This window comes from Bordetella tumulicola (genome assembly GCF_054779135.1).
Genome location: NZ_BAAGYU010000003.1, coordinates 32,560 through 59,402, shown reverse-complemented (window position 1 = coordinate 59,402; position 26,843 = coordinate 32,560). Strand labels below are relative to the sequence as shown.

The 26,843-nt window shown below is 58.8% G+C and carries 24 protein-coding genes; 9 read left to right on the top strand and 15 right to left on the bottom strand.

Features of this window, described 5'->3' with window-relative positions:
* Nucleotides 1-82: 82 nt before the first annotated feature.
* The 9 genes from dbpA to pcaH all read right to left on the bottom strand — a co-directional run bounded on the left by dbpA (nucleotide 83) and on the right by pcaH (nucleotide 9,428).
* A complete protein-coding gene (gene dbpA, locus ACYVDM_RS00280; RefSeq protein WP_415790792.1) occupies nucleotides 83-1,471 on the bottom strand; it encodes an ATP-dependent RNA helicase DbpA in 1,389 nt (462 codons plus the stop codon).
* A 114-nt stretch (nucleotides 1,472-1,585) separates the two neighbouring features.
* Nucleotides 1,586-2,131 carry a MarR family winged helix-turn-helix transcriptional regulator gene (locus ACYVDM_RS00275; protein WP_415790793.1) on the bottom strand — a complete coding sequence of 182 codons (546 nt, stop codon included), beginning with the start codon at nucleotides 2,129-2,131 and terminating at the stop codon, nucleotides 1,586-1,588.
* Between the two features lie 82 nt (nucleotides 2,132-2,213).
* On the bottom strand, nucleotides 2,214-3,401 hold the full coding sequence (locus tag ACYVDM_RS00270; RefSeq protein WP_415790795.1) for a Gfo/Idh/MocA family protein: 1,188 nt from the start codon (nucleotides 3,399-3,401) through the stop codon (nucleotides 2,214-2,216).
* 18 nt (nucleotides 3,402-3,419) lie between these two features.
* Nucleotides 3,420-4,391 (bottom strand): PDR/VanB family oxidoreductase, encoded by a 972-nt coding sequence (locus ACYVDM_RS00265; protein WP_415790797.1) that lies wholly within the window; start codon nucleotides 4,389-4,391, stop codon nucleotides 3,420-3,422.
* Between the two features lie 27 nt (nucleotides 4,392-4,418).
* Nucleotides 4,419-5,408, bottom strand: coding sequence for an ABC transporter substrate-binding protein (locus ACYVDM_RS00260; RefSeq protein WP_415790799.1), 990 nt, complete (start codon nucleotides 5,406-5,408; stop codon nucleotides 4,419-4,421).
* A 28-nt stretch (nucleotides 5,409-5,436) separates the two neighbouring features.
* A complete protein-coding gene (locus tag ACYVDM_RS00255) occupies nucleotides 5,437-6,756 on the bottom strand; it encodes a Rieske 2Fe-2S domain-containing protein (protein ID WP_415790801.1) in 1,320 nt (439 codons plus the stop codon).
* Nucleotides 6,757-6,856: 100 nt separating this feature from the next.
* A complete protein-coding gene (locus tag ACYVDM_RS00250) occupies nucleotides 6,857-7,876 on the bottom strand; it encodes a Bug family tripartite tricarboxylate transporter substrate binding protein (RefSeq protein ID WP_415790803.1) in 1,020 nt (339 codons plus the stop codon).
* A gap of 241 nt (nucleotides 7,877-8,117) precedes the next feature.
* Nucleotides 8,118-8,708, bottom strand: coding sequence for a protocatechuate 3,4-dioxygenase subunit alpha (pcaG, locus tag ACYVDM_RS00245; RefSeq protein WP_415790805.1), 591 nt, complete (start codon nucleotides 8,706-8,708; stop codon nucleotides 8,118-8,120).
* A gap of 3 nt (nucleotides 8,709-8,711) precedes the next feature.
* Nucleotides 8,712-9,428 carry a protocatechuate 3,4-dioxygenase subunit beta gene (gene pcaH / locus ACYVDM_RS00240; protein ID WP_415790807.1) on the bottom strand — a complete coding sequence of 239 codons (717 nt, stop codon included), beginning with the start codon at nucleotides 9,426-9,428 and terminating at the stop codon, nucleotides 8,712-8,714.
* 95 nt (nucleotides 9,429-9,523) lie between these two features.
* On the opposite strand from pcaH, the gene pcaQ reads away from it, so the two are divergent.
* Entirely contained in the window at nucleotides 9,524-10,474 is a 951-nt protein-coding gene (pcaQ, locus tag ACYVDM_RS00235; RefSeq protein ID WP_415790809.1) for a pca operon transcription factor PcaQ, read from the top strand.
* A gap of 58 nt (nucleotides 10,475-10,532) precedes the next feature.
* Nucleotides 10,533-11,030, top strand: coding sequence for a GNAT family N-acetyltransferase (locus ACYVDM_RS00230; protein ID WP_415790811.1), 498 nt, complete (start codon nucleotides 10,533-10,535; stop codon nucleotides 11,028-11,030).
* Nucleotides 11,031-11,071: 41 nt separating this feature from the next.
* On the opposite strand, the gene ACYVDM_RS00225 is transcribed toward ACYVDM_RS00230, so the two are convergent.
* Nucleotides 11,072-12,340 carry a TIGR03862 family flavoprotein gene (locus ACYVDM_RS00225; protein ID WP_415790813.1) on the bottom strand — a complete coding sequence of 423 codons (1,269 nt, stop codon included), beginning with the start codon at nucleotides 12,338-12,340 and terminating at the stop codon, nucleotides 11,072-11,074.
* A 317-nt stretch (nucleotides 12,341-12,657) separates the two neighbouring features.
* Between ACYVDM_RS00225 and ACYVDM_RS00220 the strand changes: the two genes are divergently transcribed.
* Nucleotides 12,658-13,842 (top strand): RNA-guided endonuclease TnpB family protein, encoded by a 1,185-nt coding sequence (locus ACYVDM_RS00220; RefSeq protein WP_415790815.1) that lies wholly within the window; start codon nucleotides 12,658-12,660, stop codon nucleotides 13,840-13,842.
* A gap of 138 nt (nucleotides 13,843-13,980) precedes the next feature.
* Here the strand turns inward: ACYVDM_RS00220 and ACYVDM_RS00215 are convergent, their stop codons facing one another.
* Nucleotides 13,981-14,949, bottom strand: coding sequence for a LysR family transcriptional regulator (locus ACYVDM_RS00215; protein WP_415790817.1), 969 nt, complete (start codon nucleotides 14,947-14,949; stop codon nucleotides 13,981-13,983).
* 99 nt (nucleotides 14,950-15,048) lie between these two features.
* On the opposite strand from ACYVDM_RS00215, the gene ACYVDM_RS00210 reads away from it, so the two are divergent.
* The 6 genes from ACYVDM_RS00210 (at nucleotide 15,049) to ACYVDM_RS00185 (ending at nucleotide 23,152) form a co-directional block, all read left to right on the top strand.
* A complete protein-coding gene (locus ACYVDM_RS00210) occupies nucleotides 15,049-16,389 on the top strand; it encodes a D-serine ammonia-lyase (RefSeq protein ID WP_415790819.1) in 1,341 nt (446 codons plus the stop codon).
* Nucleotides 16,390-16,462: 73 nt separating this feature from the next.
* Nucleotides 16,463-18,034: an ABC transporter substrate-binding protein gene (locus tag ACYVDM_RS00205; RefSeq protein ID WP_415790934.1), complete on the top strand. Its 1,572-nt coding sequence runs from the start codon at nucleotides 16,463-16,465 to the stop codon at nucleotides 18,032-18,034.
* 7 nt (nucleotides 18,035-18,041) lie between these two features.
* Nucleotides 18,042-18,983 carry an ABC transporter permease gene (locus ACYVDM_RS00200; RefSeq protein WP_415790821.1) on the top strand — a complete coding sequence of 314 codons (942 nt, stop codon included), beginning with the start codon at nucleotides 18,042-18,044 and terminating at the stop codon, nucleotides 18,981-18,983.
* 10 nt (nucleotides 18,984-18,993) lie between these two features.
* Nucleotides 18,994-19,881: an ABC transporter permease gene (locus ACYVDM_RS00195; protein ID WP_415790823.1), complete on the top strand. Its 888-nt coding sequence runs from the start codon at nucleotides 18,994-18,996 to the stop codon at nucleotides 19,879-19,881.
* Nucleotides 19,882-19,912: 31 nt separating this feature from the next.
* Nucleotides 19,913-21,625 (top strand): dipeptide ABC transporter ATP-binding protein, encoded by a 1,713-nt coding sequence (locus ACYVDM_RS00190; RefSeq protein WP_415790825.1) that lies wholly within the window; start codon nucleotides 19,913-19,915, stop codon nucleotides 21,623-21,625.
* A 27-nt stretch (nucleotides 21,626-21,652) separates the two neighbouring features.
* Complete coding sequence (locus ACYVDM_RS00185; protein WP_415790827.1) at nucleotides 21,653-23,152, top strand: M81 family metallopeptidase; 1,500 nt, start codon at nucleotides 21,653-21,655, stop codon at nucleotides 23,150-23,152.
* An 89-nt stretch (nucleotides 23,153-23,241) separates the two neighbouring features.
* Here the strand turns inward: ACYVDM_RS00185 and ACYVDM_RS00180 are convergent, their stop codons facing one another.
* The 4 genes from ACYVDM_RS00180 to ompA form a co-directional block, all read right to left on the bottom strand.
* Entirely contained in the window at nucleotides 23,242-24,423 is a 1,182-nt protein-coding gene (locus ACYVDM_RS00180; protein WP_415790829.1) for an MFS transporter, read from the bottom strand.
* Between the two features lie 287 nt (nucleotides 24,424-24,710).
* Nucleotides 24,711-25,397 (bottom strand): HAD-IA family hydrolase, encoded by a 687-nt coding sequence (locus ACYVDM_RS00175; RefSeq protein ID WP_415790831.1) that lies wholly within the window; start codon nucleotides 25,395-25,397, stop codon nucleotides 24,711-24,713.
* Nucleotides 25,394-26,122: a bifunctional 2-polyprenyl-6-hydroxyphenol methylase/3-demethylubiquinol 3-O-methyltransferase UbiG gene (gene ubiG, locus ACYVDM_RS00170; RefSeq protein WP_415790833.1), complete on the bottom strand. Its 729-nt coding sequence runs from the start codon at nucleotides 26,120-26,122 to the stop codon at nucleotides 25,394-25,396. Before ubiG ends, ACYVDM_RS00175 begins: the two co-directional genes overlap by 4 nt.
* 122 nt (nucleotides 26,123-26,244) lie before the next feature.
* On the bottom strand, nucleotides 26,245-26,826 hold the full coding sequence (ompA, locus tag ACYVDM_RS00165) for an outer membrane protein OmpA (protein ID WP_415790835.1): 582 nt from the start codon (nucleotides 26,824-26,826) through the stop codon (nucleotides 26,245-26,247).
* Nucleotides 26,827-26,843 lie beyond the last annotated feature (17 nt).

Sequence of the window (26,843 nt, the reverse complement as noted above, 5' to 3'; positions counted from 1 at the left end):
CCCCTTCGGCCGTCTGATCACCCCTGGCGAAGCACGGACGTTGATTCAAGCACCACCAGTATGGATATGGACCAGCAGCCGATCAGAACTCTTCCAGAAAGCGCATACGGAACCGGCGTCCCTTGATGTTGCTGTTGGACAAGCGTGAAAACGCCTGTTTGGCAATCTGGCGGTCCAACGCCACATACGCGTTGAATTCGGTGATATTGATCTTGCCGACCTGCTCGAATGTCAGGCCGCCATCGCCGGTCAGGGCGCCCAGCAGGTCGCCGGGGCGCAGCTTGTCCTTTTTGCCGCCTTGTATGCACAAGGTAATCATCGGCGCGCGCAGGGGGCGGTCGGCCTTGGGGCGCAGCGATTTGATATCGGCCCATTTCAATGGGGTGCCTTGATATTCCTCGATCAGGTTGGCCCAGCGCGTTTCGTTGGGCGAACACAGGCTCAGCGCCAACCCTTTTTGGTCGCCGCGACCGCTGCGGCCGATGCGGTGCACGTGGACCTCGGTGTCCTTGGTCACGTCGACATTGATCACCGCACCCAGGTTCTGGATATCCAGACCGCGAGCGGCGACGTCGGTGGCGACCAGTACGGCGCAGCTTTGATTGGCGAACTGGATCAGGATTTCGTCGCGCTCGCGCTGTTCCAGGTCGCCATTGAGGGCCTGGGCACTGATGCCCTCGGCCTGCAGGCGCTCGACCAGATTGTGACTGCGGATTTTGGTATTGCAGAAGGCCAGCGTCGATGCCGGGCGGAAATGGGCCAGCAGCGTGACCACGGCGTTTAGCCTGTCTGCGTCGTCGATTTCGTAGAAAATCTGCTCAATGCGGCTGGCGTCATGTTGGGCCTCGACCTTCACCTCGGCCGGGTTGCGCAGAAAGCGCGCACTGAGCTTGCGAATGTTGTCGGGGTAGGTGGCCGAGAACAGCAAGGTTTGGCGCTTGGTGGGACAGTGCGAGGCGATGGCGACGATATCGTCATAGAACCCCATGTCCACCATGCGGTCGGCCTCGTCTAGCACCAGTGTATTCAGGCCCGACAAGTCCAGGCTGCCGCGCTCTAGATGGTCTTGCAGGCGACCCGGTGTGCCCACGACCAAATGTGCCCCACGTGCCAGCGATTCCACTTGAGGGCGTGCGGCGGCCCCCCCGCACAGCGTCAGTATCTTGACGTTGGGAATCAGACGAGCCAGCCGACGCAGTTCTTGGGCGACTTGGTCCGCTAGTTCACGGGTAGGGCAGACCAGTAGCGCTTGCGGGACCAGACGGTTCACGTCCAGATTCTGCAGCACCCCCAGGCCAAAGGCCGCGGTCTTGCCGCTGCCGGTCTTGGCTTGCGCGATCAGATCGCGGCCTTCCAGGATCAGTGGCAGGCTCTGCGCCTGGATCGGCGTCATTTTTTCGAAACCCAGGCTTTGCAGATTTTCCAGCAAGGCGGGCAAGAGGGGCAGGGTAGAGAAGGGCGTGTTAGTCACAATAGGGCGGGTGGTAAAAACCGCAAATAGCTGAATTAACCGATAGTGTAGGCCCTTGCACCCTTTTGGGGCTGTCGGCGGTCCTAATGAGCGGGGTACCGACGCCTTAACCGGTCAAGATGTTTCGTTAATCCGTCGAGATAGCTCGCGGGTGGACGGAATCCGTCGTTCGGCGCCTTCTTCCGAGGCCTCGTCCTCTGCCATGTTGGTGATGATCGCCAGCAGCACCTTGCGCGCGGTCTTGATTTCCGTCGCCTTGAGACCACGCGTGCCGATAGCATTGACCTCTTCGGCCAGTGGAACCAGTTTTTTCTTCAGGGCGCGCCCAGTGCGTGTCAAGAACACGTGGATGTTCTTTTTGTTGCCGGGCAAGTGTTTGCGCTCGATATAGCCGAGTTGCTCCATCGCCCGCATCGCCGCAAAGGTCGTGGGCTCCATGACGCCGGCCTGCTCGCTCAGCTCGCGCTGAGTCAGCCCATCTTGTTCCCAAAGGATGCGTAAAAAGGTCCAGTGGCCAAATGACACGTTGTGCTCGGCGAGCCGCATTTGCAGGCCTCGTACCAGTGCTCGGGTGGCGTCCTTGATCAGGTGCGCGAGACGATCGTCAGGCACGGCCTCACGCCAGTGATCCAGCACATTCAGGGTTTCTTTGCTAGTCATCGGTGCAGATTAGAAAGTCACGAAATCGCCCGAAATGATACTCCCACCGGGTGGCAACCCCTCCGGTGACCGTGGCGGCCGCCTAGACCTGATTGTTGAGCAAGACGTCCTCGGCGTGATCGTCCGATTTCAGCATGGCCAGACAAATTTCGAGCGTGGCTTTGGCCCACGCGCCGTCGTGCAGGCAAGGGCGATCGTTATAAATGGCCCCATGCAATTCATCGATGACCTCAAAACGCGGAATCACCGGTGCGGGCAGCGCCCGGAATTCGCGCCCCGTGTCGCCATAAATGAGGATTCCGTTGGGCATGGGCCGCAGGTCGGCATGGTCACATGACACAATGAGGGAGCCAAAATGCTGATGCGATGGTTCCGCAAATGCGGTCTGTGCGGCCGCTCTGGCGTATGCGCTTCCCCCGTAGGTTCCTGCTGCCTTCAGGGTCGCTTCTGCAGCGGGGCTGGCGATCGCGGCTAATTTTTTCCGGGCGGCTCCATAATCCTGTGCCGACTTGGGATTGCCCATTTCTCCCACCCAATCCATCCATTCGTCTGAATCAAAATGGGCATACCCGCTGTAGTTCAACGACGCATACGCGCCTGACGCAAACCAAAGCAGGGCGCTATACGCTCCCTCGGTTGGCCGGGATGTGTTCCAACGTCCGAGCGCGCTGCGCAGCCGTACCGGTCGCGCGCCCACGAGCATGCGGACAATGTCCACCTGATGAGCGGCCTGGCTGAACACGGCGCCGCCACCGTCCTGGGTCGAGAGCTCTTCCGGACGTCTGGGACGAAATAGGTAGTCGGTGTAGTTCAAGGCGTGCACCATTCGTACCGATCCGAATTCTCCACCCGAGATCAATTCGTGCGTCCTCAGGTACGGGGTATCAAAGCTGTGACAGTGTCCGATCAGCAACGTGACACCCGATGCTTTGCAAGCCTGGATCATGCTGTCGCACTCGTCCAAAGACAGTGCCATCGGCTTTTCCACCAGGACGTGTTTTCCGTGAGCGGCGGCGATGCGCGTGTGTTCGGCATGCAACTGGTGCGGGCTGGCGATGTAGACCACCTGAACGTCGGGATTGGCGACCAACGCATCGACATCCGAATAGGTGGGCGCGGCGAAATCTCGTTCGAATCGCGCTCTCGCTTCTGGTCGAGGGTCGCTTGCCGCAACCAACTGCACGCGACTGTCGTTCAGGAAGGTGGGGAGCATCAGTGAAAACGCCCGTCCCAGCCCGGCCACGCCTAATCTCAATGTTGGTGTATTCATGTCCAGGCTTTCTGTTGGTTAAAGGTCCAGCACCAGTTTTTCACAAGTGGCACGCGAGACACACACCATGATTTCCGCTTCCTGCTCTTCAGGCATCAGTACCATATCGCGGTGATCGGCCGATCCTTGCAGCATCCGGGTCCGGCATGAACCACAGGTGCCGCTCTCGCATGAATAACTGACCTTGACGCCGGCCTCGAGCAAGACCGAGAGAATCGACTTGCCCACCGGGATTTCGAACTCTCGACCGGACTTGGCCAGTTCGACGCGAAATGGCTGATCGTCGGGTTTTTTTCCGCCACCCTCCAGGAAACTTTCAAAATGGATGCGCGCGGGTGACCAGTGCCCCGACATGTCCCGCACGCCTTCCATCAGGCCGCGTGGACCACAGCAGTAGACGTGCCCCCGATTGGGCTTTTCCAGGACGGGCCACAAGTCAAACGAATTCGCGGGATCACCGTAATCGTGGTGAATCTTGACGTGCGCCTTGATGTCGGGGTGAGTCAACTCGTCCAAGTATGCGGTGGTCTCGGGTGCCTGGCTCAGGTAATAAAGCTTCCAAGGACACGGGGCGAGCTCGCCGAAAGAGCGAATCATCGACAGGATAGGCGTGATGCCGATTCCCCCAGCAATGAAAATCAGACTGTCGGGATTGTCGACCAGCGCAAATGCGTTATCGGGCATCGTCGCCGAAAGGATTTGCCCCTCTCTAGCCTCGTCGACCAGGCTGATCGAGCCTCCGCGTCCTTGCGCTTCGCGCTTGACGGTGATGACGTAGTGATGCCGTTCGCCGGGATCGTTGCAGAGGGAATATTTGCGAAACTCGCCGTTGGGCACTTGCACTTTGATATGAGAACCAGGGGTGAACGGCGGGAGGTCTTCCGCGTTTTCCGAAACGAGTTCAAATGCACGTATGCCCTGGGCGGCGTCTTCGATTTTCTGGATCCTCAAACGCACTTCGGTATCCATGGACGTGCTGGGCGGGGTCATGTCGATCTCCTGCAATCTGCGTAACACTCAGATCTTGTATGTTTCGTAAGTGCTGGGATGAAACAGTTCTTCGACCGGAACATGACGGGACGACAGACCCTGCGCATGATGGTGGCGCGTAAAAGCCTCTAGGGTGGCCAGGCTATCCTGCACGCCATAGGCCCAGTAGTTGGGTCCCATGGTTTCTTGCGCGGCTTTGAGCTGCTCTTCAACAAAGGGCAGAGTGACTTTCGTCGCTGATGTATCCGACAGTTTTTCCAATGCGATGGATTTCGACCGATCGAATGCCTTGACCAGGGCGGCGGCCAGCCAGGGGTGCTGCTCGGCCAGGGTCTTGCGCAGGCCCAAGACATGCATGATGGGAAAAATGCGTGTGCGGTTGAAGTAGTCCTTTGCGACGGCCGTCGGGTCGTCGAACAACCAGCCGACGTTGGGGTTCTCGCGCGCGGCGCCGTACGGCGCGCGTGGCGCCATGAATCCATCGATCTCACCCCGGTCCAGCATGTCCGAGATGGTCGTGTCGGCGGGGGCGTCGATCATTTTTACGTCAGCGGGAAGCTTCAGCTTTATTTTTTCGGGGCGGCCCGGCTGATCGATGCCGCCGCGCACCCAGGTGACATCCGATGGCCGCACGCCATAGTCGTCTTGCAATATGGCGCGCGCCCATACATTGGCGGTCAACTGATACTCGGGGATACCTATCCGTTTTCCCTTCAGGTCTTCGGGGCGCGTGATTCTGTCCTTGCGGACATAGATCGACGTGTGTCGGAATGCGCGCGACAGAAAGATGGGTAGCGCGATGTACGGACAGTCGCCGTTGGCGTGTTTCACCAGATAGCTCGAAAAAGACAGCTCACTGATATCAAAATCCTGATAGCGAAACGCACGAAAGAACATTTCCTCGGGACTCAGAAGCATGTACGCGGGGTCTACGCCGTCTATCTGCACGGCGCCGTCAACCAAGGCGCGATTACGGTCGTAGTCGCCGATGGCAATGGAAAGCGGTAGTTTGGCCATGTTGCGAGTTGTCCTCAGGTTGTCGCTGTTAAGCGGTTGTTTGATAGTTGGTTTCGAGTTCCGGTGTGTCTTCCGTTTGCCGACCCACGGGCTTGGCGTCGAAATTCCGCCAATCGATTTCCTTGGGGACGATCGCCTGGAATGCGCATACCTGCGCCGGAATACGCTGATCGCCCGTGCCGATGGCCGGCGCACCATCCTTGAACGCCAGGACGGCGTCCAGCATTTGCTTGCGAAACTCGACGACGGCCAGATCGCTGGCCCCAAGGCGGTCGTTTGATCGGTCGGCAATAGGACCCATGGTGACCCACATGGCGATGTCCTGGTTCGGAAATCCCTTGATTCCCGTAAAGTTGCCGGCTTTCATGGCCTGGCGATCCTGCCAAAAGCGGTTCTCTTCGTTGCGAAAGGGGCGATAGCGTTCGTCCAGGTCTTTTCCGACGCTGGTCCCCAGGAACTTGCGCCAGGTCTCGGTGTCGGGCGTGGTCGCCCGTTCTCCCCATGCGATGAAATAGAACGCCGTGTTCGTATCGTCCATCGGCACGTTCACATTCGCGACGTTGTACAGGTTGTTTGGCGGGATCAACACGGTGTTTGGCGCGACGAAGACCGTCGAGCGGATGTAGTCCGTTTTGGCGGCGTTGGTAATGGGTCTGCGAATCGCCGCGTAACGAAAGCCATACGAGGTCTTATGCACCTGCATACGGGGGGCCTTGTCTGTGGACGGTCGCAACCAGTTTTTCTCTGTCGCTTGCGCGCCACCGACGCGGGCAGGCACGAAATCCGACGAATGCAGGCTGGAGCTATGGGCCGAATCGATAGCGCCCTCCAGGATCTGCGCCCAATTACAGGGGACGAGCACTTTGGCAATACTGACTTTTGCGTCCTGGGTCGGCGCCCAGGGAGGAGGGGTGAATTCGGGTATGGCGTCCTGGGGACCCATGAACGCCCAAACCATGCCACCCCATTCCTGTACCTTGTATGCCTTGTGTTTGACCTTGTCCGCCATCGTGCTTGCCGCGGGTTCGGACACCATTTCGATCACGGTTCCTTCTACATCCATCTTCCAGCCGTGATACAGGCAGCGCAGGCCGCATTCTTCATTGCGTCCGTACACAAGCGACACACGGCGATGAGGACAATACTCGTCCATGACGCCCACCCGCCCATCCGTGTCGCGAAATACGACGAGGTCTTCACCTAGCACGCGTGCCTTGACCGGATCACAGTCGGGTTCGCTCACTTCTTCCGTCAGGCAAATGGGGATCCAATGCTTGCGCATGAGTTGTCCCATAGGCGCGTCTTCTTCGACGCGGCACAGCAGATTGTTTTCTTCGACGGTCAACATAGGGGCCTCCAGATTGCTTCCCACCGCTGCGCCAGCGACTGGGGTATATAAATTTCGTGATGCCGCTGTCGCTGGCAAACCTCATGACGACGACGCGGGCTTAGTCGGCTTTGATGCCTGCTGATTTGATGGCGCTTGCATACCGCTGTGTTTCCTCGTCGATGGCAGTGGCGTATTGCTTGGGCGAACCACCGACGGGTTCAATACCCAGCGTATTGAATTGCTTGACCACCGCGGGCGTTTTCACCGCTTTGGCGATTTCGGCGCTTACTTTTTCCACGGCGTAGTCCGGGGTACCTGACGCGGCCAGGGCACCTACCGTTACCGCAAAATTAAAACCAGGAATGATCTCGGCGATCGCTGGAATGTTGGGTGCCAGCGCCGAGCGTTTTCCCGCGTTGGTCGCGAGGATCTTGACCTGCCCTTTGTTTTCGAACCCGGCAATGGAAGGCAATGCTGCAAACACGACATCGACTTGGTTGCCGACCAGGGCCGGTACTGATTGGGCGGATCCTCGGAACGGCACATGAGTGAGCTTGGTGTTCAGACTTTGAGTCAGAGCCTCCATACTGAGGTGGTGAGAGCTGCCAATACCGGACGACCCGTAGTCCAGATCGCCAGGATTGGCTTTGGCGCGGTCCACGAATTCTTGCAGTGTCTTTATGCCGGTTTGCGTGCTGGTGGCCAGGAACAGCGGTGACGTGGCGATCAACGAAACGGGGAGGAAATCGCGCTTTGGTTCGTACGGAAGATCCTTGTACAGCGAGGGGTTGATCGACATCATCGAACCGTCGGTGACCAGGTAGGTGTAACCGTCGGGCGGGCTGCTCATCAGCGCCTGGGCCGCGATGACGCCATTGGCGCCCGGCTTGTTTTCGACGACGACCGATTGACCCAGTGTGGTCGTCAACTGCTGGGCTACAACACGGGCCACCGTGTCTGGCAGACCGCCGGACGCATAGGGCACGATGAATCGAATTGCGCGATTAGGGAACTGCGACGCCGTTTCAGAGGCGACCGCGCTACAGGTCAATGCCAGGGATGCCGCAGCCGCGCCGAAGGCCGCGATGAGTTTGCGAGAACTGATGGAATAGGTCAGCGCCGTTTGGTGGTTTTGCATCTTGTCTCCGTCCTCTGATTTATGTTTTTTAACGAGATTTATGCTGCGTGCGCGGCCATTTCGGGTTGCGCACAAGAAAATAATATTAGAGATCTAATTAAAATTCAATGCCTGAAGTGTGAAAAAAAACAAGGGCATTCCCTAGTCGGGGAATGCCCTTGCGCTGACGCGTTTGACGCGTCAGCGCGGCGCCGTACTCGGTCACGTCCTGGGGAGCATCACCCGGTGCGCCGCGAGCGCGTCAGACATCGAAAAATACGGTTTCATTTGGGCCCTGCAGGCGAATATCGAACCGATATACCTTTCGTGATGACCCTGGCTCCCGTTTTGCGATCAAGGTGGGACGACGCGCGGCAGGTACCGTAGCCAGCACCTCGTCTTGGGCGTTGGCCGTTTCTTCGTCTTCAAAGTAAATGCGGGTGTAGGCATGGAGCAGCATGCCACGCATGTGGACAATGACATCGATACAGGGGGCCGCGCCGGGTGCAGCGGCGCCAGGCTTAATGGTTTCGACGACGTAGCGTTGATCAGGGTCGGTGCCTGTGCCCACGCGCGCAAAGCCTTTGAACCCCGTTTTTTGTGCATCCGCTGCTGATGTCACATATTGCCCCGACGCGTCTGCCTGCAGGAACTCGATGACGGCGTCCGGTACGACCTGTCCGGCGCCGTCATGCACCGTACCGACCAGCAGGATGTGCTCGCCGGCCACATGCGGCGCAGCGACCGTCGCGGTAAACAGGCTTTTCAAGTCGAAGTGGTATTGCTCTGGGCATAGTCCATAGGCAAAGAACGGGCCGACGGTTTGGGAGGGAGTTTGTTTCAACGTATGCATGGCTCACTCCGCGGGTGTCTGGCGCGGGCCGCGCAGCACGATGTCGAACTCGTATCCGAGCGCGTAACCTTCTTGTGTGGCGTCCAGCGTAAAACGCGACACCAGGCGTTCGCGGGCATGAGTGGGCGTACCCTGATAGATGGGATCCAGGTCCAGCAAGGGATCGCCGGGAAAATACATCTGAGTCACCAGCCGGGACCCAAAATACTCGCCGAATAACGAGAAGTGGATGTGGGCGGGTCGCCAGGCATTGCTATGGTTGCCCCACGGGTATGCGCCAGGTTTGATCGTCAGGAACTGATAGCGTCCTTGATCATCGGTCAGACATCGGCCGGCCCCAAGAAAGTTCGGATCGAGAGGCGCGTCATGCTGGTCGCCTTTGTGGACATAACGGCCTGCGGCATTCGCCTGCCAAATCTCGACCAGCGTGTTGCGTACGGGCCGACCGCCTTCGTCAAGCACGCGGCCCGTTACCACGATGCGCTCGCCAAGCGGCGCGCCATTCTTGGCGGCATTGACCGTCAGGTCGGCGTCCTGGGAGCCCAGTTGATCGGCGCCGTACACGGGCGCATAGAGATTTCTTAACGCATCTGTCCGCGGAATAGGCGGTAACGATGGACTGCGTAGCACTGATGACTTGTATCCCGCGTACTGATAAGGAGGATGTTCTTTCCAGTCCCTCGGGGTAAGAATGGCGCTGCGGCGATTCGCACCGTCCATGGCAGTCTCCGTCTGTTTTATACGAAAGAGAACGATAATTAAGATGTAAAGTTATTGAAATTGATGTTTTATGGCATTGGCGCGCACAAAAAGTTATGGAAAAGTCTTTGGCAAGCAGCCGCATTAAGTTGCGGCATATCCAGTGTTTCTTGGCCGTGGCGCAACTGAGCAGCCTGCAGCGCGCGTCCGAGCGGCTGTCGATCACGCAGCCCGCGGTATCCAAGACCTTGCTCGAACTGGAGAGCTTGCTGGGCGTGCGCTTGTTTCATCGAGGCCGGCAGGGGGCGGAGCTAACGAGCGAGGGTCGCGTGTTCGCCCCGTATGCGAACGCTTGCCTGGCCAGCTTGGACGAGGGCGTTGGCAAATTGGCGAGCGATCAGGAAAGCATGCCAGAAATGATCCGACTGGGAATACTCCCCACGGTGGCCAGTGTCCTGTTGCCTCCGGCTCTGCGGACCTTTCATACAGAATGGCCCCAAGTGAGTCTCGATGTCGTGACGGGGCGCAATGTCGAACTGCTCGAACGACTGCGGTCTGCGGACATCGTTTTTGCCGTGGCTCGTATGGGCGAGGCCGAAGCCATGAGCGGGATGAGTTTTGAGCATCTCTTTCGCGAACCCCTGAGCACGGTCGTGCGTGCAGACCACCCGTTGTTGGATGCCGGCGCCCTGACGCCGGACGCCATCGGCACGCAATTGCTGCTGCTGCCGCCAGCCGGCACGTTGATTCGTCAGTCAGCCGAGAGCATTCTGGCGCGTTTCGGCGCGACGGTTCACGGGCGCACAGTCGAAAGCCTGTCCGTTTCGTTGAATCTGGCCTTGACGAGGACTGCCGATGCGATCTGGTTTGTTCCTGACAGCTTGGTTGCCGAACAGGTCAAGCAGGGCGAATTGGTTCGCCTGGATATGCCGCTGGCAGGGACTGACGAGCCCATGGGCCTATTGCGCCGGACTGACGTCGATGCCTCACCTGCGGCAGAGAGCCTCATCAAGGCCATTCGGCAAGCAGGACTCGCGCGAGCACAGTCGATGCCGATGACGCATTAACGCAGCATCGAAATTCAGTTAGTTTCATTCACGGTTTTGATACGAGGAGGCGGCAGTAATGAGTGACGTGCAGATTAGGCGGCTGCAAGAGAGTGATTTGCCTGCCTTCAAGGCAATTCGTCTGGAGTCTTTGCGACTCGTGCCATCGGCTTTTCAGACTACGTTGGCGGACTGGGAGTCTCTTCCGAACGATGAGTGGCTGAATCGTGTGAGAAAGCCGGTGTTCGTCGCGTTCAGGAGCGGTGAGCCGGTCGGGATTATGGGTTTGCTCCGCCAGCAAGGCGTCAAAAGAGCCCACCGCGCCACGATTATCATGGTTTATGTGCGCGAAAGCGAACGTGGGCGAGGTCTCGCGGCCGATCTCTTGCAGACAACCATCGCGTTCGCACGGGACGAAGGGGTGTGGCAGTTGGAGCTGAACGTTAATGGTAATAATGCAGAGGCAATTCGGTTTTACGAACGCTTTGGTTTTCGTCAGATTGGCAGAATCCCCGCCGCGACGCTGGAAGACGGGAAAGAGGTGGACGAGTTAATGATGGTCAGTCGTCTTACGTAGGTCGGATTGACGGTTTTGCCTCGAGCTTTCGCCAAGATTCATCAGGACGCGAGGAATGCCCCTACGCCTTCTGCCGCGATCACGCCGCTGGCCATACTGGCCGTCAGTAGATAACCACCGGTTGGGGCTTCCCAGTCCAGCATTTCGCCTGCGCAGAAAACGCCCGGCGCAGCGGTGAGCATCAAGGCTGCGTCGGTCGCTTCCAGGCGGACGCCGCCGGCGGTGCTGATGGCTTCGTCGATCGGACGCGTGCGCAGTAAGCGCAGCGGCAGCGCTTTGATGCTGCGGGCCAGTAGTGTTGTGTCTTGCCAGGCTTGCGTGTCCGCGCATTCGCGTAATAGCGCCGCCTTGGCGCCCTTGAGTCCGAGCCGGCTTTGTAGGTGGCTGGACATCGAGCGCGCGCCGCGGGGATGAGAAACTTGGGCGAGGACACGTTCAGCGGGCATGTCGGGCAGCAGATCGACCCATGCGATGGTCGTGCCGTTCGCGTCGATGGCATCGCGTAGGCCTGCCGACAGGGCGTAGACCAGGCTGCCTTCGATGCCGGATTCGGTCAACAGGAATTCGCCGCGTCGCCAGGTATCGGGAGCGCCATTATTGTCCAGTGCCATCGCGATCGACTTGACCGGCATGCCGGCACTGCGTTCGCGCAAGTGTGTGCTCCAGTCAATCTCAAAACCGCCATTGGCCGGACGTAGCGGCGCCACGTTCACACCGTGTGCCTGCAAGCCGGTTACCCAAGCGCCGTCTGAGCCGAGCCGGGCCCAACTGCCTCCGCCCAGCGCCAGGATGGCGGCGTCGGCCCGCACAGTCAGTGCGCCATGCGGTGTCTCGAAATGCAGCGCGTGCGGGCCGGCTGTTTCATCGGCGGCCCAGCCGTTCCAGCGGTGCCGCATGTGAAAGCGCACGCCCACGGCGCGCAACTGCGACAGCCAGGCGCGCAATAGGGGTGCAGCCTTCATTTCACGGGGAAACACGCGGCCCGACGAACCGATGAAGGTGTCGATGCCCAGTCCATGGGCCCAGTCGCGCAAGGATTGGGCATCCAGATGGCGCAACCAGGCGGCGACGGCGGAGCTACGTCCTCGATAGCGTTGATTGAAGCGTTCTGCGGGCTCGCTGTGTGTCAGATTTAGCCCACCGCGGCCCGCCAGAAGAAATTTGCGCCCCACGGACGGCATGCCGTCGTAGACGTCAGCCAGTATGCCCTGACGCGTCAGGGTTTCGGCTGCCATGAGGCCAGCGGGGCCACCACCGATGATGGCGATGCGAACAGAAGCAGAAGAGGCGGGCGAGGGGGCGTCGGACATGGATAAGTAGAAAGAGGGGCGCGACGTGATTGTCTCACGATGCGCATCACGGTACGGAATTCAGAGGCAAGAAACCGGGCGCGAAGCATTCAAAAACCTAAGACACTAGCGCAGCGCTAATGCGGAAATGGATGGCTGCCTGTCATGACGAATAAAGAAAATCTCGGCCCACGTTTTCATCATTTGCTCCAAGAAACCTCGGCATTCACGCCGGGGAGGAAAGGCGCGCAGCCGTCAGGCTGCAGGATTGGTCTTACTTGAGCTGCTATCCGGATGAAGATCCAGTTATGTGGTTTGGCGCGGATAGTATCTTGGGCATGCAAACCAAACGTGCCTACCGATTCCGGTTCTATCCCACGCCCGAGCAAGCGATGACGCTGGCTCGCACGTTTGGGTGCGTACGTGTGGTCTATAACCACATGCTTGCCCTTCGTTCGACGGCTTGGGCCCAGCGACAAGAGCGTCTGGGATATCACGCGAGCTCGGCCGCGCTGACGGCGCTGAAGAAAACGTCCGACTACCTGTGGTTGAACGAAGTCAGTAGTGTTCCGCTGCAACAAACGCTGCGCCATTTGCAAACGACGTTTGTTAATTTCTTCGCGAAACGCACGGGATACGCGCGCTTCAAACGCAAAGACGGCCCGCAATCGGCCGAATACACCGCCAGTGCCTTTCGCTGGGATGGCCGGTCGCTCAAATTGGCGAAGATGGCTGAAGTTCTCCCGATTCGTTGGTCCCGTCAGATTCCGAAGGCCGCTAAGGTCACCACCGTCACCGTCAGCAAAGACCCGGCAGGGCGATACTTTGTCAGCCTTCTGTGTGATGACGTCGTGGTGCAGAAGGCGCCCGCGTCGAACTGTGTCGGGATTGATCTGGGGCTGTCTCATTTTGCGACCCTCTCAACAGGAGAAAAAGTCGATGCGCCACAAGTCTTTCGACAACACGAGGAAAAGCTGGCCAAGCTGCAACGTCGCTTGGCTAGGAAACAACGCGGATCGGCTCGCCGTGCCAAGGCCAAGCTGAAAGTCGCCAAGCTGCATGCCAAGATCGCAGACATCCGCAGGGATTTCCTGCACCAGCTCTCCACCCGGTTGATCCACGAGAACCAAGTGATCGCCGTAGAAAGCTTGTCTGTGTCAAATATGCAGAAAAACCGCTGCCTTGCTAAATCCATCGGCGATGCCGGGTGGGCTGAGTTTGTGAGACAGCTTGAATACAAGGCGCGTTGGGTTGGGCGTGAGTTCGTGCGCGTGGATCGCTGGTATCCGTCGAGCAAGCGCTGCAGCCATTGCGGACATGTCTTGACCAAGTTGCCGTTGAGCGTGCGGCGTTGGTCCTGCCCGGAATGCGGCACAGACCACGATCGCGACATCAACGCAGCCCATAACGTATTAGCCGCCGGGCTGGCGGTGTTAGCCCATGGAGAAACGGTAAGACCTGAGTGCATGAGTGTTGATGCGCAATGGCTCGGTTCTGTGAAGTGGGAATCCCTTTCCCTTTAGGGAAGGGAGCAGTCAAGGTGCAGTGGGCGGTTCGACGTCGTACGCGATCGCCTTGGTGCTGTCACTGGTTGCGGCGAGCCTTGTTGCGTCTATCCCGCTCGAACGCCGGCCGCCAGCGCGTCGCGGATTGCTGGTCGATCACCGGACAAACTCAAGCCCCACTTTTCTGCACCATTCGTTGCGCTGTTTGCTGAAGACTTGCCCTTCGTGAAATAGCCACGCTTGAATTAACGTTAATCGCGCGTTTTTGGTGGGCAGGCACACATAGTGGTAGGTCGCTCGCGAGGCGACGGCCAGTCGGAAGAGAGGAACGAGGTTCCCCTCTATCAGGTCGTCCAGCACCAGGGCAAGGCGGCCGATGGCAATACCTTGCCCGGCGACCGCTGCGCTGACGGCCAACTGTGACATGTTGAATCGTTGCCCGTCATGGTGCTCGGGGATAGGTAATCCCATACGGGCTAAATAGTGATTCCATTCCACGCATTCTTCGGCATGCTGCCAAGGTGAGGCGTCGTGCAACATGAGGTGGCTGGGGATGTCGGCGGCCACGCGGATTTCCGGGTGGGTTTGCATGAACGCGCGGCTGGCGACGGGGACGAGCCACTCGTCTAGAAATTCGACGGCACGGACATCGGAATACTCGCCGGGATCAAAGCGGATGGCGGCCTCAATACTTTCTTGCTCCATGCGCATTCTATCCAGCAGATGAAACTCTCCATAGACCCGCAATGTCAGGTCGGGATGCTGGCGCAATAGATTACTGATGCGCGGCGTTAGCCACCGCATTGCAAACGACGGTGAGCAGTTCAGGTTGAGTGCGCTTTCTTTGCCCTTGGTTTGTATTTGTGAGAGGGTGGATTCCAGAATCTGGAAGGATTCTTTGACCGCCAGCTTGAGTTGTAGGCCTTCCTGAGTCAGCACCAGCTTGCGCGGTGTCCGATGAAAAAGCGGCGTGCCTATCCATTCTTCGAGGTGTTTGACTTGTTGGCTGACGGCACCTTGCGTGACGTGCAGTTCCCCGGCGGCAAGCGTGAAGCTGTTATGGCGGGCGGCGGCGTCGAAGTAACGAAGCCAAGTCAGAAGTGAGGAAGATAGTAGCGAACGCATTAGTATTATTAATGATTAAATTAAAATAAATGAGTTGTGCCGTCATCATGGTTGACGAAGAATGCGGAATGAGTCATTCAGCGCTTCAAGACACGAAATATGCCAAAAATACTAGGGAAATCACTAATAAACGGAAAAAAGACGCAGCATGAGGTTAATGCTCCTCAGGTATGGGTAAACCCTGATGTCTGCAAATCAAGCGATGGAAAAATGTCGTCTGACATTAGTATGGCAGATGTGAAAGCCGCTGCGCAGCGGCTGGATCGTTTCGCTCCCGTATTGATGGCGCTGTTTCCCGAGTTGCGTGCCACGCAGGGAGTGATCGAGTCGGCGCTGTTGCCGTTGAACCATCTGCAGCAACCCCAGTTGCCAGGTGGCGCTGCCGCCGGCGCGCTGTGGATCAAGGCGGACCACGCGTTACCGGTTGCGGGTTCGATCAAGGCACGTGGGGGGATTCACGAGGTGCTCGAATTTGCCGAGTCCCTGGCGCATCGTCATGGTCTGCTGGACGGCGCACCTGATTACGGTGTGCTGGTCGGTGAGTCGGCGCGGACCCTGTTTGCACAATACGAGATTTCTGTCGGTTCGACCGGTAATTTGGGCTTGAGTATCGGCATCATGGCGTCCGCCCTGGGTTTTCGGGTGACGGTGCATATGTCCTCTGATGCCAAACAGTGGAAGAAGGACAAATTGCGCGCCAACGGCGTGGCCGTGCTCGAGTATGAAGGCGATTACGCGCAAGCGGTCGAGGCGGGCCGGCAACGTGCGGCGAGCGACGAGTTCAGCTATTTCGTCGATGACGAGCATTCGTTGTCGCTGTTCTTGGGTTATAGCGTGGCGGCATTGCGCTTGCAGCGACAGCTTGTTGAATCAGGCATCCAGGTCGACGCGACACACCCGCTGTTTATCTATCTGCCTTGTGGCGTCGGCGGCGCGCCGGCGGGTATCACTTTCGGTTGCAAACTGATTTTCGGTGATGCCGTCCATTGCTTTTTTGTGGAGCCGACTGCGGCGGCTTGCTTTCTGGCCGGTATGTCGAATCCGGATCGTCCGGGCATCTCGATCTATGACGTTGGCATGGATAACCAGACCGAGGCCGATGGGCTGGCAGTGCCGGTGGCTTCCGAACTGGCGTTGGCGCAGATGCGGCCCATGCTCTCGGGCGTCATGACGACGACCGACGACACCATGTTCGCGGATCTCTATCGTCTGCATGAGCAGGAAGGTATGAAGGTAGAGCCTTCTGCCGCTGCCTCATTGAGCGGCCCGCGCATGTTGTTATCCAGCGAAGCCGGCCTGGCTTACCTGCGGCAGCAGGGTTTGCTCCATCTCATGAATCAGGCCAATCACATTGCCTGGAGTACGGGCGGGTTGTTTGTGCCCGATCAGGAATACCGCGGTTTTCTCGAGCATGGACGGACTGTCGTCACCATGCCGTAACGGGCCATGCTCGGCTGTCATTATCAAAATTGAACTCAAGGGGAAATAAATGTCGATGAGTATTCGTTTTTCATTGCGCAAGGTCGCGTTGTCTGCGTTGGTGAGTGGCGCGTTCCTGGGCGCGGCGCCGGCCCTGCAAGCGCAAACGATCAATGCCGTCATGCATGCCAGCCTGCGGGTATTGGATCCCATCATGACCACGGCACACATCACGCGTAACCATGGATACATGATTTACGACACGTTGCTGGCGACTGATGGCAAGAACGAGATCAAGCCGCAGATGGTCGAGAAATGGGAGGTATCGGCGGATGGCAAGTCTTATACCTTTACGTTGCGTGATGGCCTGAAATGGCATGATGGCGCCGCTGTCAATGCTGAGGACTGTGTGGCGTCCATCAAGCGCTGGGCCGAGCAAGACAAGATGGGCCAGATGATGACGAGTCAGATGACAGAGATGAAAGTCATCGACGACAAGCGTTTTGTCATGACGTTTAAGGCACCGACGGATATCGCGTTGCGTGCGTTGGCCAAGCCCAGCGGTGTCGCGCCATTTATGATGCCCAAGCGCATCGCCGAGACGCCGTCCGGCCAGCCGATCAAGGAGTACATCGGCTCGGGGCCGTTCAAGATGGTGCAGGCCGAGTTCAAGCCGGGTTTGCAAGTTGTCTATGAGAAAAACACCGACTATGTTCCGCGTAGTGAGCCCGCCAGTGGGTTGGCCGGTGGCAAGGTGGTCAACGTGGATCGAGTCAAATGGGTGGCGATGCCCGATGCAATGACGTCGGTGAATGCCCTCATCAATGGCGAGGTCGATTATCTTGAGCAGATGCCTTATGACATGCTGCCGCTGGTCGAGAATAACGCCGACATCAAGCTGGAAGTGTTCGACCCGCACGGTTATCAGACCGTGATGCGTATGAATTTCCTGAATCCCCCGTTTGATAACAAGTTGATTCGCCAGGCCGCGATGCTTGCTGTTGACCAGGAAGACGTCTTGCAGGCGTTGATCGGCAACGACAAATACTACAAGACCTGCGCGGCCCTGTTTGGTTGTGGATTGCCTTATGAGAGCCAGGCCGGCGCGGATGTGACCGTCAAGGCCAATCTGGAGAAGGCGAAGGCCTTGTTGAAGCAGGCGAATTACGACGGTAAGCCCATTGTGATCCTGCAGCCTACCGACTCCGCGTCGGTCAGCCCGCAACCTGTGGTGATCGGTCAAGCCCTGAAGGCGGCGGGGTTTAACGTACAGATGCAAGCGATGGATTGGCAAACGCTGGTGACGCGACGCGCATCGCAGGCGCCGGTGTCCGAAGGTGGCTGGAATATTTTTGCGACCAACAACGTTATGGCCGAGGCCTCCGACCCGCTGCGTGCATTTGGCGTGGCAGCCAACGGCAAGAAGGCCTGGTTTGGCTGGCCGGATGTACCTGCGATCGAAGCGCTGCGCGAGAAGTTCGCGCTGACGTCGGATTTGGCGGAACAGAAGAAGCTGGCCAATGACATCCAGGAATTGGTGATCAGTGAGGGCGTGTTGCTGCCGATGGGCGAGTACTACGTGCCTGCCGCGCTGCGCAAGAATCTGTCGGATCCCATGACGGCCTCCGTTCCCGTGTTCTGGGGCATGAAAAAGACCGATAAGTGAGACGTCGATGATTAGCTTTATTCTGCGGCGGATGCTCGCTGTCCTGCCCGTCATGGCGATGGTGGCAGTGATTGTGTTCGCGATTCTGCGTCTAACCCCCGGAGATCCCGCGGCGATCATTGCGGGCGATGCGGCTACGGCCGAACAGCTCGAGCAGATCCGTCGGGTGATGGGGCTGGATCAGCCCATCTATGTGCAGTTCTTTATCTGGGTGGGTCAGTTGCTCAGCGGCAATCTGGGGGTGTCGTTGCTGTCGGGGACGGCTGTATCGGACATGATTGTGCAACGCATGGGGCCGTCGCTGGCGCTGTGCCTGAGCACGATCACGCTGTCCGTGTTGATTGCGGTGCCGCTGGGTATCTTGGCGGCCTGGCGTCAGGGCAAGCTCTTCGACCGGTTGGTGATGGCGACGTCGGTACTGGGTTTTTCCATACCGGTGTTCGTTACCGCCTATGTGCTGATTTTGTTCTTTTCGATCAATCTCGGCTGGTTTCCGGTTCAGGGGTACAAGCCCTTGTCAGAGGGTATCTGGCCGTTCATGAGATCACTGGTGTTGCCTACGCTGGCGCTGAGTACGGTGTACGTGGCATTGATCGCCCGGATCACGCGTACCAGCATCATCGAGGTCATGGGCGAGGACTTCATCCGCACCGCTCGCGCAAAAGGGTTGCGCGAGCGAAGCGTGTTGCTGGGGCATGCCCTGCGTAACGCGGCGGTTCCCATCGTCACCATCATTGGGGTGGGAGTCGCGCTGCTCATCAGTGGCGTCGTGGTGACCGAGTCGGTATTCAACTTGCCCGGACTCGGACGACTGGTGGTCGAAGCCGTGCTCGGACGCGATTATCCAGTGATTCAGGCGCTGATCCTGCTGTTCGCCTTCGTTTACGTACTCATCAACCTGGTTGTCGACACGCTCTATACCGTGTTTGATCCCCGTATCCGATACTGAGAAGCCCCTTATGTCGAACTCAGCTAATGCTGTGCTGGTAGCGCCAGCACCCGCTGCGTCGGGAGCGCAATCTCCGTTACGGCGTGTCCTGAAAAGTGGTCCGGTGATGATCGCGCTCGCGGTGTTGTGCCTGGTGGTGATCATGGCGCTGTTTGCACCGTGGTTGCATACCGTCGATCCGATGCAGATCGATCCGACGCAACGTTTGAAATCTATGTCCGCCGCTCACTGGTTGGGTACGGATGCTTATGGCCGCGATGTGTATTCGCGCGTGGTTTATGGCGCCCGGGTTTCGCTGACGGTCGGAATTGGTGTCGCGGTATTCAGCATGGTGGTCGGCCTGGCTATCGGCGTGGTGGCGGGTTATTTTCGGTGGGTGGACGCGATTGTGATGCGCATCATGGATGGCCTCATGGCCATTCCGGGTGTGCTGCTCGCGATCGCGCTGGTGTCGTTGTCCGGCGCAAGCCTGGCGACGGTGCTGATCGCCATTACGATTCCTGAGATTCCCCGCGTGGTGCGATTGGTGCGCAGCGTGATTCTGGGCGTACGCAATGAGCCCTATGTCGAGGCGGCCATCTCTCTGGGCACACCGACCTTTACGCTGATGCTGCGTCATCTGGTGCCCAACACCATCGCACCGCTGATCGTGCAGGGAACCTATGTGTTTGCCTCCGCTATCTTGACTGAGGCCATTCTGAGCTTTTTGGGTGCCGGCGTTCCGCCTGAGGTGTCCTCGTGGGGAAATATCATGGCCGAGGGGCGTTCGTTCTTTCAGCTGTTCCCCGGTCTGGTCTTGTTTCCCGGCATCTTGTTGTCGTTGACCGTACTGAGTGTGAATGTACTGGGTGATGCCATGCGCGATGCGCTCGATCCGCGCATGTCGCGTCGGCTGTGACGCGAGGAGTCGAAAAGAGATGGATACTGTAATGAACCCTCGAAGCGAATTGAGCGCCGCCCAGTCGCGCAGCCCCGTACTGAAAATCAGCGGGCTGACCGTACGCGTCTGTCATGACAATGACGAGGGCGTTGAGGATGCCAAGCGAGCGGGCCGGGCCGTGGTGCAGCGCCTGGATTTTGATGTTCATGCTGGCGAAACCGTTTGTATTGTGGGGGAATCGGGATCGGGCAAGTCGGTGACGTCCATGGCGACGATGGGCTTGCTGCCCAAAGGGGCACTCGTCGCGTCGGCCGGCAAGATCGAAATCGATGGCGAGGACGTTTTGAAGGTCTCGCCCAAACGCCTGCGCGAATTGCGTGCGTCGAAAATGGCGATGGTGTTCCAAGAACCGATGACTGCCTTGAACCCCGTACAGCGGGTGGGCGAGCAGGTCGACGAAGTCCTGCGCTTGCATACCAGGATCGGCCGTGCGCAGCGGCGGCGGCAAGTGATGGCCATGCTGGAGTCGGTGCATTTGCCCGATATCGAGCGTATCTATGACTCTTATCCGCATGAGTTGTCCGGTGGTCAGCGCCAGCGCATTGTGATTGCGATGGCGTTGATCCTGAAGCCTAAACTATTGATTGCCGACGAGCCGACGACAGCGCTGGATGTGACGACGCAAAAGCAGATCCTTGCGTTGATCCGCGAATTGCAGTCGGAAAACGGCACGGCCGTCGTATTCATTACCCACGATTTTGGGGTAGTGGCGGAGATTGCGGATCGCATCGTTGTGATGAATCAGGGCCGCGTCGTCGAGACGGGGCTGCGTGATGACATCTTGGCACGGCCGACGAAAGACTACACGCGGACCTTGGTATCGTCGGTGCCTAGTTTGATTCCCGTGACACGTAGTGCGCCGACCGGAGAGATAGTATTAAAGGTCGAAGCTCTGAATAAAATTTACGGCAAAAGTGGCTTCTTCAAGAAGGGAAAGCCCGTCGCTGCGGCGAGTGATATTGCGTTTGATATCAAGCGTGGCGAGATCGTGGGCATTGTGGGGGAATCGGGATCCGGCAAGTCGACGGTTGCCCGTTGCGTTGTGCGTCTCATTGATCCGACGTCGGGCACGGTCACGCTTGCCAACGAGAATATTGCTACTTTGGGGCGCAGTGCGTTGGCACCCATGCGCAAGCGCATCCAGATTGTTTTCCAAGATCCGTATCGCAGCTTGAACCCCCGGCGCAAAGTGGGCGAGTCCATTATCGAAGGGCTGTTGAACTACGGCACAACCCGTGCAGCCGCGGTAGAAAAGGCCGCCAACGCGTTAGCACTCGTGGGCTTGCCTGCCGATTCAGTCGAGCGCTATCCACATCAATTTTCGGGCGGCCAACGCCAGCGGATCTGCATCGCGCGCGCGCTCGTGATGGAACCCGATATCCTGGTGGCCGACGAAGCCGTTTCCGCATTGGACGTCTCGGTACAGGCGCAGGTGCTCGACTTACTGGAAGAGGTGCGCCAGCGGGTGGGTATCGGCGTCTTGTTCATCACGCATGATCTACGTGTGGCCTCGCAAATTTGCGACACCATCGTCGTGATGCAGCACGGCCGCATTGTCGAGGCGGGCACGGCAGAGAAGGTATTGACTCAACCGCAGCAGGCCTATACCCGCGCCTTGATTGACGCGGCACCCGGTCGAGGCTGGGATTTTAAGAACTTCTGCGCGCAATCCATCGCGGCAGCAGCGACATCCTCACATTGAATTTCAGAGAAATCGGAGAATAGCGTCATGGCACGCATTGTGTATGGTGGTTTTCAGCACGAAACGAACACATTTGCCCCGGACAAGGCGGACTGGCGCGCGTTTGAGCTGGGCGGTGGTTGGCCGGGCATTGTGTCGGGAGAGGCCGTATGGCCCGCCGTTGGCGGCGCCAATATCCCCGCGGCAGGTTTTGTGCAGGCTGCGTTGGATGCGGGCGATACGGTGATTCCCACCACGTGGTGTGCGGCGAGCCCATCGGCTCATGTGACCAAAGCGGCTTACGAAAAAATCGCCGGCATGATTCTGGATGGCATCAAAGCGGCCATGCCTGTTGATGCGGTGTATCTGGATCTGCACGGCGCGATGGTGGCCGAGCATTTTGATGATGGCGAAGGTGAGCTCTTGCGCCGGGCGCGTGCGTTGATCGGCCCGGATGTGCCCTTGTTTGCCACGCTGGATTTGCACGCCAATGTGACGCGTCAAATGCTGGCCCAGGTGGATGCACTGGTGGCTTATCGTACGTACCCGCACGTCGACATGGCCGAGACAGGGCGCCGTGCTCATGCATTATTGGGTGTGCGTCTGGCGTCGGGCAAGCGACCGGTGCTGGCGATGCGTCCGCTGAAGTTTTTGATCCCGATCTGTTGGCAGTGCACAGATATTGAGCCGGCGCGAGGGCTGTATGACTTGCTGGAGGTCATCGAGAAAGACGCGTTGCATGTGTCGTTCGCGACGGGATTTCCGGCGGCGGATTTTGATGAATGCGCACCGGTGGTGTGGGCGTATGGCAGCGATCAAGCTAGTGCGGACGCCGCGGCAGACAAACTGGCCGACGCCGTTAATGCGGCCGAGGCCACTTTTGCCGGAAAACTCTACACGCCGGACGAGGCCGTGCAGTATGCGATGCAGGCTGCCAAGTCGGCCTCACGCCCGATCGTTATCGCAGATGGCCAAGACAATCCTGGGGCAGGTAGTAACTCGGATACGACGGGTATGTTGCGTGCCTTATTACGCAATGGGGCGGAACGCGCCGCCATCGGTCTGATCGTGGATCCTGCCGCGATTGAGAAAATACACGCGGTCGGCCAAGGAAAGACGATGCGTGTTGCCATCGGTGGTAATGCGGGCTTGCCTGACGACCAGCCTTTTGAGGGCGATTTTTTCATCGAGCATGTTTCTGACGGAAAATTCGATGCGACCGGTCCTTTCTATCGCGGCTTTCGTCTGGATGTCGGGCCGGCAGCGTGTCTGCGTCTGGATGGCGTGCGTGTGGTGGTGTCTTCTTACAAGGTGCAAATGGCTGATCAGGCGATGTTCCGCTTTGCGGGTATCGAACCGACCGAACAGAATATCTTGGTCGTGAAGAGCGCGGTGCATTTCCGGGCGGATTTCACGCCGATTGCCGAAGAAATCATTGTGGCGGCGGCCCCAGGGTCCATGCCGATGATTATTGAGCAATTGCCGTGGAAGCATTTGGCGCCCGATATGCGTTTGGGACCCTGCGGACGGCCGTTTGGCGAGAAGTAGAACGTGTCTTTGAAGCGTTGACGACAAGTATCCTGTCGCCACACAAGGGGGGCTACCGGTATGCTGGCCGGCCGCACCCCGTTTCACATTCAGGCACTGACGCGGGACGTTTGCGGCGCATGCCGTGTGCGTCGTCGGCTGAACATAGCCAGAATGGCACCCAGGCCGATGGCGACAAGCACAATGCCAGCCGCGGTGAAGCCCAGCCATGCCAATCCATAGTGATCAATGATGGCGCCACCGACCACGGCGCCCAGACCGATACCGATGTTGGCGCCCGAAATATTGAGTGCGGCGGCGAATGCCGGGGCATTGGGCGCGGATTTCATCACGCGGACGTGGCATGCCGTAAATAACGCTGCTTGCGCGATCCCCCAGACACCTAGCGCCAGTGTCAGTAGGCCCGGCGAGTGAATGCTGGGTCCCAATGCGATCAAACCGATCGTCATCAATCCGGAGAACAACAAGGTGGCGCCCAATGCGCTGCGATCGGCGAGCCGGCCGGCGGCCAAATTGCCGATCAGTCCGATCGCGCCGAATGCCATCAGGCTCCAACCCACCCATTGACCGTTGAAACCCGCTAGACGTTCCAGCATATCGGCCAGATAGGTGTAGGCGGTGAACATGCCGGTAAAGATCAGCAGCGACAATAAGACGTGACCCACGACAACGGGATCGCGCAGGATGCGCAGTTGCGTACGTAGTTTGACGGGTTGGGCTTGCTGCGGTGGGCGAGGGAAAAGCGCCCACAACATCAATGCCTTGGCGAAGGCAACGATAGCCAGCACGCCAAAGGCGGTGCGCCATCCAAAGGCATCGGAGATCAGGACGCCAATCGGGATGCCAAAGACCGTTGCGGCGACGATGCCGAATCCCACCATTGAAATGGCGCGGCCGGCGCGCGCGGGACCCGCGAGTTCAATCGCGGTAGCGCTGGCCAGTGACCAAAACACGGGTAACGCCAGGGCAGGGACGAAACGCGCCAGCGCCATGACCCAGATGTTGGGTGCCAATGCCGCGACGGTATTGGAAAGGCCAAATAGCACTAATGTGCCGACGAATAGCCGTTTGCGGTCGACATTGCTGGCCAGCGCCGTGAGAAACGGCCCCGCGGTGGCGATCGTAAAGGCGAACAGCGTGACGAGCAGGCCTGCCTGGGAGACGGTGATATGCAGGTCACGTGCCAGCGGGGGTAGTATCCCGACGATGAGAAATTCTGTCGTCAAGATAGTGAACCCTGCAGTCGAAAGCAGCAGAATAGGTAAGAGCATGGGTATACGGTGTGCTGTGCCGATGAGGGCGGAAATGGCGGGCGACGGCAGATGTCGCGTCGATCCGGATATCAGGGGTACGCAAGTAACGGCGCGGCGTTGCACACGGCAGGCGTGCACAACGCACGAACGGCACGTTGGGGAGATTCAGGCGCTAGCGTATATTGGCCTGACGAGCGAATAAAGAGGGTTTTTTCGGCATGACTATTCGAATGAAACGAACAGTCATGCTCCAGCGAATACTGATCGTGAAAAGCGGCTGGATCAGATCGGATGGGGGGACGGGTTTAGCGCGCGTCTCTGGATAGATCTTTGGGTAATAACGGCTCGATTGCGCCCCAAAGTTCGCCGGGCGTGGTGGCGCAGGCGTCGGCGGACCAGGAGATGACGTCTTCGTCTTGTCCCAGGTAGCCATAGGCGGCAGCCACGGCGGGCATGCCGGCGGCGTGTGCGGCCTGGATATCACGCAGGTCGTCGCCGACATAGACGCAACGGTCCGTGGCGTAACCTGCTTCTTGGGCGGCATGCTGTAGCGGCAAGGGATGCGGTTTGGCGTGTTCGGTGGTGTCGCCGCAGACCAGCACCGCACTGTGGCGAGTCAGGCCCAGAAATTCGACGATAGGTAGCGTCAGATGGGTGACTTTGTTGGTGACGATTCCCCAGGCCAGGCCGCGCGCTCGGATATTGTCGAGCAGGGCATCGACACCAGGAAAGAGCCGGCTATGGACGGTCGATTCGGCGGCATAGTCTTCGAGAAACTGCAGGCGGGCAGGTTCGTAGTCGGGGTGATCGGGCAACAGGCCAAGTGCAACACGTATCAGGCCACGGGCGCCTTGCGACGCGACGGGCCGCAGGTCTTCGTAGGGCAGAGGCTCCATGCCGCGACGCGTGCGTTGTCGATTGGCGGCTGCGGCGAGGTCGGGGGCGGTATCGGCCAGGGTGCCGTCGAAGTCGAACAGAATCAGGGCGCTCATTTGCGGGTGGCCATTAGATAGTTGACCGAGGTGTCGTTGGACAAGCTGTACACCTTGGTAATCGGGTTGTATTCCATGCCTCGCATGCTGGTCGGTTGCAGGTCGGCCTGGCGGGCGGATGCCGCCAGCTCGCTGGGCTTGATGAACTGATTGTGACTATGGGTGCCGCGCGGCAGCAGGCCCAGGATGTATTCCGCGCCCAGAATGGCGAACAAAAAAGATTTGGGGTTGCGGTTTAGCGTGGAAAAGAACACCCAGCCACCGGGTTTGACCAGGGCGGCGCAGGCGCGGACTACCGAGCCGGGGTCGGGGACATGCTCAAGCATTTCCATGCAGGTGACCACGTCATACTGCCCGGGCTGCTCGTCGGCGAGATCTTCGACCGGAACGGCGCGGTAGTCGACCTTGACGCCGGATTCCAGGCCATGGAGCCGGGCAATTTTGAGCGAACGCTCGGCCAGGTCGATGCCGGTGACGGTGGCGCCCGCGGCGGCCATGCTTTCGGACAAGATGCCGCCACCGCAGCCGACGTCCAGCACGTTTTTGCCGGCCAGGCTGCCCGCGCATTCTTGAATCCAGTTCAGACGCAGGGGATTGATGGCATGCAGTGGCTTGAATTCGCTTTCGGGATCCCACCAGCGAGCGGCCAAAGCAGCGAATTTATCTAATTCGGCTTGGTCGGCGTTGACGCCGGGGCGGGTCGAAGTGGCAGCGGATTGGGTCATGGGCAACAAGCGTAGCGGCGCGCGATGACGCCGAAATGAAAAGGGGCCAGGCAGCGAACCCCCGCGACAATAACAAAGGGCCTCGCAAGCGAGGCCCTTCATTGTAGCGGTTAGCTCAGCAATTAGTTGCTGCGGCTGCCCACGATTTCAACTTCTACGCGACGGTTTTGGGCACGGCCTTCACGCGTCTTGTTCGAAGCCACGGGCTGCAATTCGCCCTTGCCTTCGGTGTAGATGCGGTTGGGGTCGATACCCTTGCCGACCAAGTAGGACTTGACCGAAGCAGCACGGCGCTCGGACAGACCTTGGTTGTAGGCTTCGGTGCCGATCGAGTCGGTGTGGCCAACGGCAATGATCGTTTCGAGGTTGATGCCCTGAGCTTGCTGGGCAACTTGATCCAACAACTGACGGCCTTCCGGCTTCAGGGTGGACTTGTCGAAATCAAAGAACGTATCAGCGTTGAATACGACCTTGGTGGCCATGGGCGCGGGCTTGGGAGCCTGAGCGACCGGTACGCCATCGCAGCCCGGGATGCCGGTAGCCGGCGTCCAGAACGCATCGCGCCAGCACAGTTCATTCGTGCCGTTCATCCACACGTCGCCAAACGGATTGCGCCAGTTGTCCACCGTTTGCGCGGAAGCAGCACCGGCAGCCGTAACGGCAGCGAAGGCGAGCGCCAGAGCGAATTTGGAGGGTTTGTTCATGTTTCTCCTCGTTGAGC